Source organism: Sediminibacterium sp. FW305-C-49, assembly GCF_058231085.1.
The window spans coordinates 259,837-273,578 of the sequence record NZ_JBIQXS010000002.1 but is presented as its reverse complement, the minus strand read 5'-3'; the positions used below and the strand labels follow the sequence as shown (position 1 = coordinate 273,578).

The 13,742-nt window shown below is 34.3% G+C and carries 12 protein-coding genes; all 12 read right to left on the bottom strand.

All coding sequences use genetic code 11. The features are described from left to right. Positions 1 to 15 precede the first annotated feature (15 nt). The 12 genes from ACH3Z1_RS08565 to ACH3Z1_RS08510 all read right to left on the bottom strand — a co-directional run bounded on the left by ACH3Z1_RS08565 (position 16) and on the right by ACH3Z1_RS08510 (position 13,730). Complete coding sequence (locus ACH3Z1_RS08565; RefSeq protein ID WP_490821477.1) at positions 16 to 1,230, bottom strand: glycosyltransferase family 4 protein; 1,215 nt, start codon at positions 1,228 to 1,230, stop codon at positions 16 to 18. Then, positions 1,231 to 2,367 (bottom strand): non-hydrolyzing UDP-N-acetylglucosamine 2-epimerase, encoded by a 1,137-nt coding sequence (gene wecB, locus ACH3Z1_RS08560; RefSeq protein WP_490821476.1) that lies wholly within the window; start codon positions 2,365 to 2,367, stop codon positions 1,231 to 1,233. A 15-nt stretch (positions 2,368 to 2,382) separates the two neighbouring features. Then, on the bottom strand, positions 2,383 to 3,498 hold the full coding sequence (locus tag ACH3Z1_RS08555; protein WP_490821475.1) for a polysaccharide biosynthesis C-terminal domain-containing protein: 1,116 nt from the start codon (positions 3,496 to 3,498) through the stop codon (positions 2,383 to 2,385). Between the two features lie 3 nt (positions 3,499 to 3,501). Then, on the bottom strand, positions 3,502 to 4,545 hold the full coding sequence (locus ACH3Z1_RS08550; protein WP_490821474.1) for a polysaccharide biosynthesis protein: 1,044 nt from the start codon (positions 4,543 to 4,545) through the stop codon (positions 3,502 to 3,504). Then, positions 4,535 to 5,314, bottom strand: a complete 780-nt coding sequence (locus ACH3Z1_RS08545; RefSeq protein ID WP_490821472.1) for an AglZ/HisF2 family acetamidino modification protein — start codon at positions 5,312 to 5,314, stop codon at positions 4,535 to 4,537. Before ACH3Z1_RS08545 ends, ACH3Z1_RS08550 begins: the two co-directional genes overlap by 11 nt. A 2-nt stretch (positions 5,315 to 5,316) precedes the next feature. Further along, the gene (gene hisH / locus ACH3Z1_RS08540; protein ID WP_490821471.1) at positions 5,317 to 5,931 is read right to left on the bottom strand and encodes an imidazole glycerol phosphate synthase subunit HisH; all 615 of its coding nucleotides are present in this window, start codon (positions 5,929 to 5,931) and stop codon (positions 5,317 to 5,319) included. After that, positions 5,928 to 7,088 (bottom strand): N-acetyl sugar amidotransferase, encoded by a 1,161-nt coding sequence (locus ACH3Z1_RS08535; RefSeq protein WP_490821470.1) that lies wholly within the window; start codon positions 7,086 to 7,088, stop codon positions 5,928 to 5,930. The genes hisH and ACH3Z1_RS08535 overlap by 4 nt, the downstream gene beginning before the upstream one ends. A gap of 3 nt (positions 7,089 to 7,091) precedes the next feature. After that, entirely contained in the window at positions 7,092 to 8,324 is a 1,233-nt protein-coding gene (locus ACH3Z1_RS08530) for a glycosyltransferase (protein ID WP_490821469.1), read from the bottom strand. A 51-nt stretch (positions 8,325 to 8,375) separates the two neighbouring features. Continuing rightward, positions 8,376 to 9,467: a glycosyltransferase WbsX family protein gene (locus ACH3Z1_RS08525; RefSeq protein WP_490821468.1), complete on the bottom strand. Its 1,092-nt coding sequence runs from the start codon at positions 9,465 to 9,467 to the stop codon at positions 8,376 to 8,378. A 66-nt stretch (positions 9,468 to 9,533) separates the two neighbouring features. Then, complete coding sequence (locus tag ACH3Z1_RS08520; RefSeq protein WP_490821467.1) at positions 9,534 to 10,991, bottom strand: lipopolysaccharide biosynthesis protein; 1,458 nt, start codon at positions 10,989 to 10,991, stop codon at positions 9,534 to 9,536. A 72-nt stretch (positions 10,992 to 11,063) separates the two neighbouring features. Next, entirely contained in the window at positions 11,064 to 12,656 is a 1,593-nt protein-coding gene (locus tag ACH3Z1_RS08515) for a hypothetical protein (protein WP_490821466.1), read from the bottom strand. A gap of 360 nt (positions 12,657 to 13,016) precedes the next feature. Beyond that, entirely contained in the window at positions 13,017 to 13,730 is a 714-nt protein-coding gene (locus tag ACH3Z1_RS08510) for a CatB-related O-acetyltransferase (RefSeq protein ID WP_490821465.1), read from the bottom strand. Positions 13,731 to 13,742: the final 12 nt, after the last annotated feature.

Sequence of the window (13,742 nt, the reverse complement as noted above, 5' to 3'; positions counted from 1 at the left end):
ATAAAAAGTCTTATTTCATCGCTGTTCGAATAGGGAAATAATTTTCAGATAGCTTAGATTAACATCATAATATCTGGTTAAATAATCATATCCATTCTTTCCCATTTGTATTCCAGTATGCCGATTTTTTGCAAAAAAGTCAACCAATTCAAGTGCACGACTCAAATCTCCATTCAAACACCACTTGCCAAAGTTATTTTCTTCAGCGATTGGGCCAATGTCTGAAACAGCGTCTGTCATACAAAAAACAGGTAATTTGTATTCCAGATATGTTAACAGCCTTGACGGAAAATTTGGAATTGTAAAGTCGGGATGAAGCAAAATAAGCCCGATATCGCAATTAGATGCTAGCTGATTGTATTCCTCTCTAGGTATATATTGTATCAAGATTGCATTAGATGGCTTATGCTCTTTAAACCATCCATTTAAGTGTACAAATTCAGTACCATCACCAACAATTACAAAGAAAGCATCAGGAGTTGTTGTTGAAGCTGCCGATATAATGTTCAGTAAAAATGAAACACCTTGCGGTTTGCCAAGATTCCCACCATACAAAAAGAGTACTTTATTTTCTGGAATACCAAAGTGACTTAATAATGATTTTCGATCCACTCTTTTGCCTTCAAATTGATTTAACTCAACACTGTTAGGGTTAACTTCCAATTTCCTTCGGGAGATTTCAGGATGATGAGTTTTTAGATAGGCTACATTTGCCGGAGACATACAACCAATCCGGTCTGATAAGCGGTACAGTTTTTTTTCCTGCCACTTAAAATATTGATGCAAAAGCCCACCTCCTTTTATCATCCCCATATCAACAGCATTTTGAGGAAAAATATCCTTAAGCAGCAAATAGGTTTTTGCTTTGTTATTCTTTTTAAAATGAGAAATCAACCTGGTTAAAGTAATAGGCGGAGTTGTGTACAAAATCAAATCAAACCGTTTATTGGATAGGTACCTTTTTATTGCTCGTTTAAAGAAAAAATATAAACTAACGGTTGCTATGCCTTTTTCTATAAGATTTGTTTTTTGCACATTTAAAGTCCTTACCTGCAATACCGTAAAGCCTTCCTTAGACATCAATCTCGTGGGCAGTTTTGTCCTTCGTTCAACAGGACAAATTACAGTAACTTGATGGCCTTCTTTACGAAAAACACGAAGTAAATCATGGTATATACCACGATCCTCCAATGAATTAATTTGTACAAGGCTAATGAATAAAATATCCATTTATTTTTTACTCCAAACAACTCTGTTGATATAATCAGTATAACTCAAAATAATTCGAACCACCTTTTCTGAAACATTCGGGATGCTATAATCAGCCACTTGTCTGAAATTCCTCTCACCATGAATTTCTTGTCGCGATGTTTGCTCGAGCCCTTGTAGTATGCGCTCAGGTTTAAGCCCGGTAAATATCACTGAAGCCTCTTCCATCGCCTCTGGTCTTTCATGTGCCTGACGAATATTCAGTGCTCGGAAATTAAGTATCGACGACTCTTCACTAATTGTACCACTATCTGATAATACTGCAAATGAATTTTGTTGTAATGATATATAATCACTGAAGCCCATCGGTTTTAAAAACCGAATCTCATTTCTTATATGAAAATCCTTGGCTTCCAGCATTTTCCTTGTTCTTGGATGGGTGGAAACGATAACAGGATATTTATATTTCTCAGCAACTGCATTCAACGAATCAATCAAGTCTGTAAAATTCGTTTCATCATTAATGTTTTCTTCACGATGAGCTGAAACAACAAAATATTTTTCCTTCTCGAGATTTAGCTTTGATAAAACCATTGACTTATTTATCTTATTACGATAAAAAGACAATACTTCAAACATCGGTGAACCAGTTTTGATAATACGATCTGCAGACAAGCCTTCCCTCAATAAATACTCTCGTGCGATATCTGAATAAGTTAGATTTATATCAGAAATATGATCTACTATTTTGCGATTTGTTTCTTCAGGTACACGCTGATCGAAGCATCTATTGCCTGCCTCCATATGAAAAATTGGTATCTTTCTCTTTTTGGCTGGTATAGCACAAAGACATGAATTGGTGTCACCTAAAACCAGAAAAGCATCTGGTTTTATTTCTTCGAGCAGATTGTCGATATTTATTAGAATTTGTCCGATCGTAGCTGTAGGAGTTGCCCCAGCTGCATTCAAGAAATAATCAGGCTTGCGAATACCCATGTCCTCATAAAAAACTTCATTTAATTCATAGTCATAGTTCTGTCCTGTATGAACCGTAATGTGGTGTATTGAATGACTCTCATCCAAGGCAGACATCACTCTTGACAATCTAATTATTTCAGGTCTTGTTCCAACAACGGTCATTACTTTTAGTCGAATCATTTGTTTCTCTTTGAGTTATACAGTTTCCATATAAGTATCAGGATCATCGGCATTGAAGAATTCATTGATCCAAAAAACGGTAAGCAATTCTTCGTGGCCTACATTTGTGATGTTGTGAGTATACCAAACCGGCATATCGACATAACCTGGCTCACTACCATCCAGATAAAAATTCAATACTTCACCAGTGCCCACTTTTCGTAATTGAATTTTTGCCTTTCCCTTTAGCACTGCAAAGCGCTCTATCTTGCGAGTATGATAATGATTACCTCTTGTTATACCTGGAAGGGTTGTAGAAAATGATATTTGCCCACCAATGTTTAATCTGACTAATTCTACAAATATCCCCCTGTTATCCGCATTTTTCTTTAATCGAAATGGAAAATAGTTTCTAAGATCAATGTATGACCGGAAAGTATTAAATAAATTAAGTTCAAAACTATCATTAAGTACAGGTATAACTCCTTTGTCGAAATAATCCTGTTTAAATCTATTAAGAATACTTAAAATCGCAGATACCCTTATCTGGCTGGTATGTGGTACCAAAATTTCATCATTAGGTTTGTTTGTAAAACAATTAATAATGACTTCGACCAGCTCAGCCACATAAATCAATTTCAATTCTCCATCAACATTAATTATTGGCTCTTCTGAATGTGTGAGCTGGTGGCAAAATGTTGCAATAACAGAGTTGTAATATGGGTTACCAAATGGACCAAACACATTTGGTATGATTAATCCTGTGAAAGCCGCCCCGTTCATCTTTGCAGCTTCAGCTAATATTTTTCTGGCTGCTTTTTTTGCATTCCCATATATATTATCTTTTTCTTCTTGGATAGACGAAGAAAAAATAATGTGGGCTTGTGATCCGGTTCTTTTTACGGCAACAGCAAGTTTTGTAGCCAGCTCGATATTAGCCTGATAAATCACATCAGCATTTGCATGACGGTTAACACCAGCTAAATGAATAATTATATCACATTCTTTTACAAATGCTTCTAGCGCCGCTTCATCATTAAAATTGCCTCGATGAAATTCAACAATTTTATAATTATCAGAATCTAATTTAAGTGTGTTATATAAGTAGGAACCTATAAAACCCGATTGCCCTGTTATACCTATTTTTTTCATTATTTAATAATCATATTGAACTCCTGTAACGTCTCCTAAAATATCTCTTTTTATTACCGGCAGTTTATGTAGCAATTGTTTCATTCCCATAACATCAAGAAGTGTTGTATTATGAGAATGGTATTCTTCAGCTTTGGCAATGTCACGAATACCTTCTGAAAAATATTGTTCATAGTTCAAATCTCGTGTGTCGGCAGGTATCCTGTAATAGTCCCCAAGATCTTCAGCTTTTACCATATCCTCCCTATTCACTAATGTTTCATACAATTTCTCACCATGTCTTATACCAATAATTTTAATTTCAACTTTTGAGTTATACAATTCAATTAAAGCATTTGCCAATGTTTTAATTGTTGCCGCCGGAGCTTTCTGTACAAACAAATCACCTTGTCGTGCATTTTCAAAAGCGTACCAAACAAGATCAACTGCATCTTCAAGTGTCATCATGAAGCGCGTCATATTGGGATCTGTAATACTCAACGGCTTTCCTGTTTTAATTTGATCTATAAATAATGGAATTACAGATCCTCTTGAGGCCATCACGTTCCCATATCGGGTAGCACAAAAAATAGTCTTACTATCATCGAGATTTCTTGATTTTGCTGCCATTACTTTTTCCATCAAGGCTTTAGACATTCCCATTGCATTAATAGGATAAGCCGCTTTATCAGTACTTAGCACAACGACTTTCGATACTTCATATTTTTCCGCAGCCGTTAGAATATTATCTGTGCCAATAATATTGGTTTTAACCGCTTCCATTGGGAAAAACTCACAAGAAGGGACCTGTTTCAATGCTGCTGCATGAAAAATGTAGTCTGCGCCATTAACAGCAGGTTCTACACTTGAAAGATCACGAACATCACCGATATAAAACTTAACCTTAGCGTTATTTAAACGCTTTCGCATATCATCTTGTTTTTTTTCATCTCTTGAAAAAATCCGTATCTCACTAAAGTGCTCAGTATTCAGGAACCTATTTAGTACAGCATTACCAAAAGAGCCGGTTCCTCCAGTTATCAGAAGGGTTTTATTCTTAATTTTCATTGTTATCAACTTTAAATATCTTGTTCTTTTCTGTTTGTGAAGGATAATTTATCAATACAGCCTTATAGGGTCCTTTAAAAACGAAAAGGCTTCCGGCCGCAACCCCTATTACACCATGTTTTTCAATTACTTTCTCAATATCTTGAAGTGACCCGGCTCCACCTAGTACGGTGAGAGGAAGAGAAGTTACCCCAGCTACTTTTTCGATCAGAGACATATCGTAACCTTTCATAGAACCATCCTGATCGATCGAATTGATAATAATTTCACCCGCACCAAGTTGTTGCATATCAGCCGCTAATTTCAAAGGATTAATCCCAGTGGCTTTTTTACCATTGTGGGTATATAACTCATACCCGCCAAATACTTTTTTCTTGACGTCTAATACAACAATTACACTTTGTGAACCAACTCTTTCTGCTATTTCTGTAACAAGTTTCGGATTTTGTATGATAGCGCTACTCAATGCAATTTTTTCGATCCCTAAACCAAAAATGCGTTGAGCCTGCTCTTTAGTTTTAACACCACCGCCATAACACAACGGCATTCGAGACTGATTAGCCAGTTTTTCAATTAAGGTGTAATCAGGCTCCTTGCCCAATACCGTAGCATCAATATCAAAAAAAGCCAATTCATCTACCTGTTTTTCATTAAATATTCTGACTGCATTAATGGGATCACCTACATATTTAGGTGACTTAAAATTTACCGTCTTAACTAATCCTTTATCATGGTACAGTAAGCTGGGAATAATTCTAGGGCGTAGCATAGTTATATTTTTGCAAAATTATCCAGTAGTATTTCACCATACTGATGACTTTTCTCAGGATGAAACTGAATTCCATATATATTATCTACATTGGCTGCCGAAGTGAATTGCAAACCATAATCAGAAATCGCAATTGTATTTGAATGGTCATTGCATTTAAAATAATAAGAATGGAGAAAATAAAAGATAGCATTATTCTCCAACCTGCTAAACAAAGGATGATTACGTACTGGTACAACATCATTCCACCCCATATGTGGTAGTTTGGTCCTTTGGTTTATTAAACTTTCATCAAACTTTATAATTTCAGCATCCATCCATTTCAGACCTTCTTCCCTGCCTTCCTCACTTCTATTACCCATCATCTGCATACCTACACATATACCAATCACTGGAATTTTTTTTTCAAGAACCAGTTCATCTAACTTATCTCTCATTCCTGAGGCATTCAATTGTTGCATGGCATAATCAAAAGCTCCAACTCCGGGAAGAATTAGTTTTTCTGCACCTTCTAAATCCGAACTGGTTTTAGCAATTTTGGTAGGAATATCAAGCCGTTTATATACATTCTGGAAGGCAAAAATGTTTCCAACACCATAGTCTATTAAAGTTATCATCTAAAAAGTCTTTTTTCTAGTCCAAGCAAAGTCATAGCTTTTGCTCCTATTCCAATTAAACCTACTTTATTCCTGTAATCATGGAAAGTTTTATTTGGACCGTTAAAAATATCAAGTAGTTCTTGTTTTGATAAATCCAATTTGTCAGCCACATATTCAAACTCTTTTTGTAAAAACTCTTCCGACAGTTCGGGTCGGGAAATACGATCCAATGCTTCTTCCCTGGTCATTTGGCCTGTTAAAATCAAGCTGGAAAAATGTGCACGCCTTTTCTCATATCCGAATTTCCGAGGCAGCCAAAAGTCTTCATAAAAACGAGTAAACCTGGATTCATGATGCTTATGCTGGAAAGACTCCCATCCAAACCTGTCTGAAAGAAGTTTTTCAGCCTCCTTTTTAATATAAGGAACAAAGTTTAGTGGCTTGAACACCTTCATTCCTAAAACATAACGGTAAAAAATTTTGTAGGAAAAAATATCAACGATAGGAAAAGTTTTTAGAGCTCTTGATCCAAATTTTTTATGGATATCTCTAATCAAAATTTTATCTATTCCCGGAAAAGCCCCCCATTCTTCTGGTTCACGACAACACTCTGTAGAGTAATTTCCACCAGTAAGCACATATTTAATCTTGTTTTTACGAGCAAATTTATATAATGCAGAAAAGAAAGCGTAATCCTGTGGCATATCCTGATCAGCAATTTGTGATTTCAGAAGAGCTACTTGCAGATCTTTCATTTCCTCCCAGTTAATCACTTCGGTATACAGATCCAGTCCCAATCCATTACATAACTTTTCGACATTACCCACAGCCTTATCTGTATTCCATCCTGCATCAACATGAAACAACAAGGGTCTCAACCCCATTATTTCCTTTGCTACATAAGCTACATAAGAACTATCTAATCCTCCACTTAATCCTATGATACAATCAAAATCTCTGTTTTTTGATTCTCTTTTAATTTTTTCAGCTGTTTTCATCAGCTCCTGATAACCACGTTGATCAGTATGCCAATTGGGGAGGATATTTTGAATATAATTCGTATAGTAATCACTCTCTCCTTTTTCGTTGAATACAATATTAGGATCTGATGTATCCATAATTGTTTTCGTACAAATCTGATATGGTCTCGCAGTATTTTTTTTATTTTTCTCCATAATCTATTTTTTCAATCTTTTGGCACCCAGCATTTGATCATACAAATTGAAGTATTCCTCAAAACGATCATTAACATTAAAATTGTCATGAACATGTTTTCTACATGCTAATGAGTAAGTCATTTTACCTTTTTGTTTTATCACCTCAATAGCAGAATTTAAACCGTCAATATTACCTTTCTCTATAATCATACCTGTTTCTGGTTGAACCAATTCAGGACTAGCAGTTTTATTATATACAATAACAGGAGTGCCACAAGCCATTGCTTCAACTGTCGTAAGTCCAAATGTTTCTTCTTCAGACAAATTCAAGAACACATCTGAAGCGCTATAAAGTTCAACCAAATCCTGCTTATTATCAGTTCTTGATAACCCTATTATATTTTCAGGTAGCTCTTTTATCTGTTTATCATCAAGACCAACTAAAATAATCTGTTCATTTTGCCTGAGACGCTTACTCAACTCAATAAAGTCACTTAATCCTTTTCTTCGATCCCAGGTAGTAGCTACCCCTAGTATAAGAAACTTCCCATCTACTTTATACTTTCGTTTTGTTGCAACAAAATCTCCTGAAGGCTTGAACGTTTCCAGATTAATACCGTTATAGATAAAAATATGCGAGGTATTCTTAAAAAAGGATTGGTGAACCAAACCATCCAACCATCTGGAAACTGAAACTATTGTCAACTGAGGAACGGAGGTAAAAAGCTCTTTCTTAAGATGAAAATTTTTCTTTGACCTATCAACCCATAAACTTTGCGGATATTCCCGTAATTGTGGACAATGATTGCATTCTGATTTCCACTTATCACACCCTGCAAAGTCAAAAAATGCACAATGCCCTGTAAAAGACCAACAATCATGAAAAGTCCATACAACAGGTATTCCGGCATTTGCAAGGTATTCAAACAGAAGAACAATATTGATATAGTAACCATGTAGATGATGCAAGTGAATTACATCGGGCCGAATAGTTTCAATTTGTTTGATCAAATTACGGGTAGCCTTTCTGGATCCCAATCCATGTCGGTCAAATAGCCTGGTTTCAATACCATGTAACAAAGTATCCAGGTCAGATCCTATTCTTATTAATTTGGATTGACTTGGCCTTGGAAAACGACCATAGGCTATATAACTTTCCCATTGCTTATTTAAGGCAATAATACCAATAGCTTCTGCTATCGTACCCGTTGACCCTGTATTTCCTTCAACACAAATCTGTAATAACTTTGGCATTGAAATAATATACGCTTATAGTTACAAATAGTAAACTTTGAAACTACTATTCTATTTGTTTTTGTAGTCTTTTCTGATCTTTCCCAATACTTCAATATACTGTTTTCCAAACCTCAAATCAGGCTCCATATAATTTCCTTCCCCCCATTCATTCCAGGATTTCAGAAATACAATTTGATCTTCTTCTTCTTTATGTGTTACGGCTTCGAACACTTCCCGAACATGTTCTGCAAATAATTCAGGAGTAGAATTATGAAAAATAGATCCTTTTCTTCCGCTGCGTGGCGTATGATCCCAATTTGGAATGATAGATGGGTAAATATTGGCTTCCTTTTCCTTACTCTGGACAAAATACTTGATCATCAGAGCATAGTCAATTTTCAATGGCCGTTTAAAAACTTTATACTTTATTGTAGGTATTAGAATTTTTTTAATCAGATGTGGATTATGTGCATACTCCCCGTTTCGAACAATATTTACAGCATTGAATCCCATATTCAAAAGAGAATCAACGTCTTTTGTTTTTTCTGTATGTCCAATAAAATGAAAGCCATCAGAAATTCCTTCTTTTACTGCTAATTTGTTCCAGATTGACATAAACAATGCTGGATCCGGTAGTAAAAATGGTTTGTATACCACAAAAATAGGACGATTATTTTTTCTCAAATAACGTTTATCCCTGAATGCATCAAGTAATGCATAGAAATGGTCTTGGTAATCCTGTTCACCAGGATACAGTTGTTCCATAAGGGTTCGATCCCTTTTTGTACTATTGAAATCCCATACTTTGGCTTTCCAAGACTCATTTGCCCATCCCAGACAAAAAGGGAAATCAGGTTGTCCGGTTTTGAGTACTTCATTAAACGGCATTTCAAGTAAACGCCTCCCATTACCAAACCAATAATGCCAATAGCAAAATGCATCTACACCTGCTTCTTTAGCTAGTTCCGCCTGTTGCAGTCTGACTTCAGGAATCCTAAGATCGTAATAGCCAAGATCCTTAGGTATTTTTGGCTGGTAATGATCTCTATAATACTTTCTAGCTTTCCCAACATTTGTCCACTCAGTAAAACCAGGACCCCACCATTCATTATTCTCCTTTATAGGATGATATTGAGGCAAGTAATATGCTATTATTTTCATGCGGTACAAAATACATTATGATTAGACGAATTAAATCAAAAAGGCTCTGAATTTGCTGAAGTATGGCTAGGTCAGAACAGTACCTTCTTTCTTTTCAGTCATCAACTGATATGATAAGACAATTCTTTTCTTATTCACGAATGCAATTAAAAAAATTATAAAGATAATGGATAGAAATACAATATATCGAAGCATAACAGTTTCGTACAATTGAGAAATAAAATAGGCAATTATTGCTGTTAAAAGAGCTATTATCCAGATATACCCATCCTGATAAATTGACTTCTTTGTGATTTTTTTATGTGCTATAAGATGGAAAAAGGCTAAACTCAGGTAACTAAGAAGCGTTGCATAAGCTGCAGCTGCAAAACCATAAACCGGAATCAATAAACTATTCAGACTATAATTAATAACTGCCGCGAAGATTGTTCCAATAGCAATTACAATAGTCTTTTTATGATATAGTTCGAGTGTAGTATAAGTATTATATATATATTGGAATAGTGCGCCAATAGCAATTGGCATCACAACAACTTTTGCAGCCCAAAAATCCTTTGCGCCTAATACCATTAATGCCTCAGGTGCAACAGTAATACAGACTAGTGTCAATAAACACATCCCTGTAGCAATAAAACTGGTCGACACGCCTATTGATTGTATATCATTGGCTTTATATTTAATGTAAAGCCAGGGTTGATAAGCTTGCAAAACAGCATTTGAAACGAGCAATAATAAAACTGCATATGAGTAGCCAAAACTAAATAAGCCAGCATCAGCATTTCCACATATTCTCACAATCATAATCCGATCCATCTGGGTAAGCACTACCATTGCCAAGGCATGTGGAATCATAGGCAATGATATTTTTAAAGCATAGGACCAGTATTTCTTGAAATCGACACTCCAGCCATCGATCAGAATTTTAACATAAAAAAAGGACCCCATAAGAAAAAATGGGAAAATCAATCCTACAATTCTGCCATAATAGCGTTGATCTTTAAAAAAAAACAGGATGAAAAAAAAACAAAAAGTTACAGCACCCAAAGCTCCAAAGAGTGATATGTATATATTTTGCTTGTACTTCAAAAGGAATTTATACCTCTCTTGTGCTAACAGAACTGAGGGAAAAACAAGCAAATACAAAAACATAATAACAACAAGACTGGCATCAATCTCCATCCACTTTGCTATACTATCCTTAAATATAATGGCCAGTATTAAAACGCTAACAGCCATTACTGTTCCTAATACTTGAATAGAAGCTAGAAATTTGTTTAGTTCTGAAGGGAAATCAGTTTTAGCATTTCCAATGCTATAAGGAAGTCCCAAGCCTATAATCACCAATCCTACATTCACCCAAGCTGCAAAATTACTTGCTATCCCATAATCTGCTGTAGTCAATAGTCTTGTAAAAATAGGTGCGGTTAAAATAGAAATTGCACTAATCATGATATTAGACAACATATAACTAGACCCTGACCTGAATGCAAGTTTATTTAGGTTAACCGTTTTACTATTTCTCATTTCTTATAAATGACGAAGAACAATCCTAAAGGTTATGTTATTATTTGCAGATAGTTATGATTGTTGTAAAGACTATTGCGATAATATTCTGGTTGAATACATTGAATATGCATCACTGAAAAAATCATACAGCTCATCAATTTTAGATTGAAATTCCTCCGTGTTATCTTTATCACCTTTAATGACAGCTTCCGCTTCAGAAATCAAGTTTTTCAAATTAATTTTTTTACCTACTGATTTTATTGTTGCCAGGTAAGAAGCACAGGATTTAATATTATCAACGGCCCCAAAATCAGCGATTAGAGATGGCAATTCCTGATAACTCTTTACTCGTGTAATCCCATCAATAAGTGAAAAAGGAACATCAGAAAACACTATAGCTTTTTTCCCAAGCATTGCGGCCTCATAGGCGCTAGTCCCCGATATGGTAATAACTCCTTTGGCATTTTGAATCCAAGGTTTCGGATCGTTATAATAATTAAATTGAACCAACTTTACATTTGGTATTTTTTTTACTTTCCTATAGAAAGAAAAATCCCTTTCTCCGAGCATTGCTTGGTGCTCTTTTACATATAGTTTCCATCCAATAGGTAAAGATTTTGAAATTTGTTCAATAATATGCAACTCATTTATATAAAAAGGGGCTTTGACAAAGGTTGTTGATTCAGGAATTAAATGCAAAGGCATATAAACATATGTTTCGTCTTTTTCTGGAGCGACGAAATATCTATTTTTTCTAAACAGTAATTGTTTTTTAATAGCCACTTTTACGTAAAAAATAAAATGTTTAAAAGGATTTGAGTATAGAATTTGTTTCCTTTTAAAAAGTTTCCAATTTCCTGCTGTTATTGAAAGATTCCAAAAATATAATAACATCCCGAATAAAACTTTACATACACTGAAGATACTATCAGGTTTATACTGACTTGTAATGGTACCTCTAAACTCTTGAGACATAATAGTTTTATTCTGCCTAAAATTCGAAATATACTCATACTCATTCTTCAATTCCTCTTGAGACGCAGAAAATAACTCATTATACTTTTGCTTGAAATAAACTTCATTTTGAACGCCTAAACAATAAGTTGGAATTTTATACTCTTCGAATCTTGGATAATCAATATTAATATAAGGTATTTTCATTTTAAATGCAACCTCATTTAAAATTGTTCGTAAAAGTTCCGCATCCTCAATATCCAAAATAACATCAGGCATAAAATCCTCTACTACTTCAATCACTTTCTTATACCCTAACTCAAGAAAAATTAGATTTTGTTTAAATGAAGTATGATTGAAATAAATTCTGGTGTGGAAATGTCTAGTAGTTAATTGGGAAGAGCCTAATTGTAAATTGAAATTTTTGAAATGGGCGAATTCTTTTTCAACGAACTCTAAATATTCCATGTCAATCAGATTAGCCTGATACTTTTCATTAAATTTTTCACAAAATTCATTCAGCCCATATACTTTAACATCGGGTAAATTTTCTTTAAAATTATAATATGTATGGGCATTATAAAAACATTTTTTATAGTAACTCTCTTCAGGGTTAATAAAAAAAGCCCTTACCTCATTGCCGTCAGCTATCAATTTTTTTGCTAAGAAAAACATTGGAAAAGAAAAACTCTCTCTACATATCAATAAAATCTTTTTCTTTTTTATCATTTTTTATATCTTAATTAGACAGTCAGCTTAATAATAATTAAGCTAGACTAGATTTATTTGAAAATAATACTTTATTCCTCGTATAATACTTATTGATCAATTCTAAGAACTCCTAATCAATAGGAGAAGATTCTCTACATTTTTCGTAACTAACTTCAAAATATCATTACTGTCATGAGCGTTCAGATTTGCAAGTTTCTTATTGGTGAAGAAGGTATTAGTATTCATTATACCCTGTTTCAGTGGCATCGAGGAAATAAGATGTCACATCCATTATTTTTGACCATCAAATCTTTTGCAAAAAATGAAATGGGAAAGAATATGATTCTTTACGTGCCAATAAAATGTTTCTTTCCATCATCACAGACTTTGTAATTTTATTTCTTTAATAGCACATTTATCCAGATTGGCATTAAACAGATGTTTATTAATCTTAATTTTTTCAATACTCCAATCCCACCATTTCAAATCCTCAAGATACTGGATTATTTCATCATCAAATCGCTTTGAATGCACCTTTGCTGGATTTCCAAAAATAATCGAATATCTAGGAACATCTTTTGTGACGATGCTTCCAGCACCAATTACAGACCCTCTACCAATTTTAACACCCGGTAAAATCACTGTATTTGAGCCTATCCAAACATCCTCTTCGATAATAACAGATGTTTTTGAAGATAGATCTTGAGAGAAATTTTCTTTTAAGACTAAAGCATTTATCATACTACTTGACACTCTTTGAATTGAATGATTAAAATCGTAGATACATACGTTCTGGCCTATAGAAGAAAAACTTCCAATTATAATCTTTTCTTTTACGGATTTAATAATAGTTCCAGGCCCTAGAATAGAAACAAATCTTCCAAGTATAATATTACCATCACAGATAGTTTGTGAAATATTACACCCCTCATTAACTATTTCCAAACTACAACTAGACTTATAAATAGTGCAAGGATATTTTGAGTTTACACTCTCATTTTTTACATTAAAATTAATATCAGAATTAACATCGACAATAATGCTTTTTTTATATCGCAATAACAGCTTTTTTACAATTCTTTTTAATATCATTAGTTAGTAGGG

Coding starts and splice junctions, on each gene's coding strand:
- ACH3Z1_RS08565 (WP_490821477.1), bottom strand. CDS start 1,230: ATGGATATTTTATTCATTAGCCTTGTACAAATTAATTCATTGGAGGAT.
- wecB (WP_490821476.1), bottom strand. CDS start 2,367: ATGATTCGACTAAAAGTAATGACCGTTGTTGGAACAAGACCTGAAATA.
- ACH3Z1_RS08555 (WP_490821475.1), bottom strand. CDS start 3,498: ATGAAAAAAATAGGTATAACAGGGCAATCGGGTTTTATAGGTTCCTAC.
- ACH3Z1_RS08550 (WP_490821474.1), bottom strand. CDS start 4,545: ATGAAAATTAAGAATAAAACCCTTCTGATAACTGGAGGAACCGGCTCT.
- ACH3Z1_RS08545 (WP_490821472.1), bottom strand. CDS start 5,314: ATGCTACGCCCTAGAATTATTCCCAGCTTACTGTACCATGATAAAGGA.
- hisH (WP_490821471.1), bottom strand. CDS start 5,931: ATGATAACTTTAATAGACTATGGTGTTGGAAACATTTTTGCCTTCCAG.
- ACH3Z1_RS08535 (WP_490821470.1), bottom strand. CDS start 7,088: ATGGAGAAAAATAAAAAAAATACTGCGAGACCATATCAGATTTGTACG.
- ACH3Z1_RS08530 (WP_490821469.1), bottom strand. CDS start 8,324: ATGCCAAAGTTATTACAGATTTGTGTTGAAGGAAATACAGGGTCAACG.
- ACH3Z1_RS08525 (WP_490821468.1), bottom strand. CDS start 9,467: ATGAAAATAATAGCATATTACTTGCCTCAATATCATCCTATAAAGGAG.
- ACH3Z1_RS08520 (WP_490821467.1), bottom strand. CDS start 10,991: ATGAGAAATAGTAAAACGGTTAACCTAAATAAACTTGCATTCAGGTCA.
- ACH3Z1_RS08515 (WP_490821466.1), bottom strand. CDS start 12,656: ATGATAAAAAAGAAAAAGATTTTATTGATATGTAGAGAGAGTTTTTCT.
- ACH3Z1_RS08510 (WP_490821465.1), bottom strand. CDS start 13,730: ATGATATTAAAAAGAATTGTAAAAAAGCTGTTATTGCGATATAAAAAA.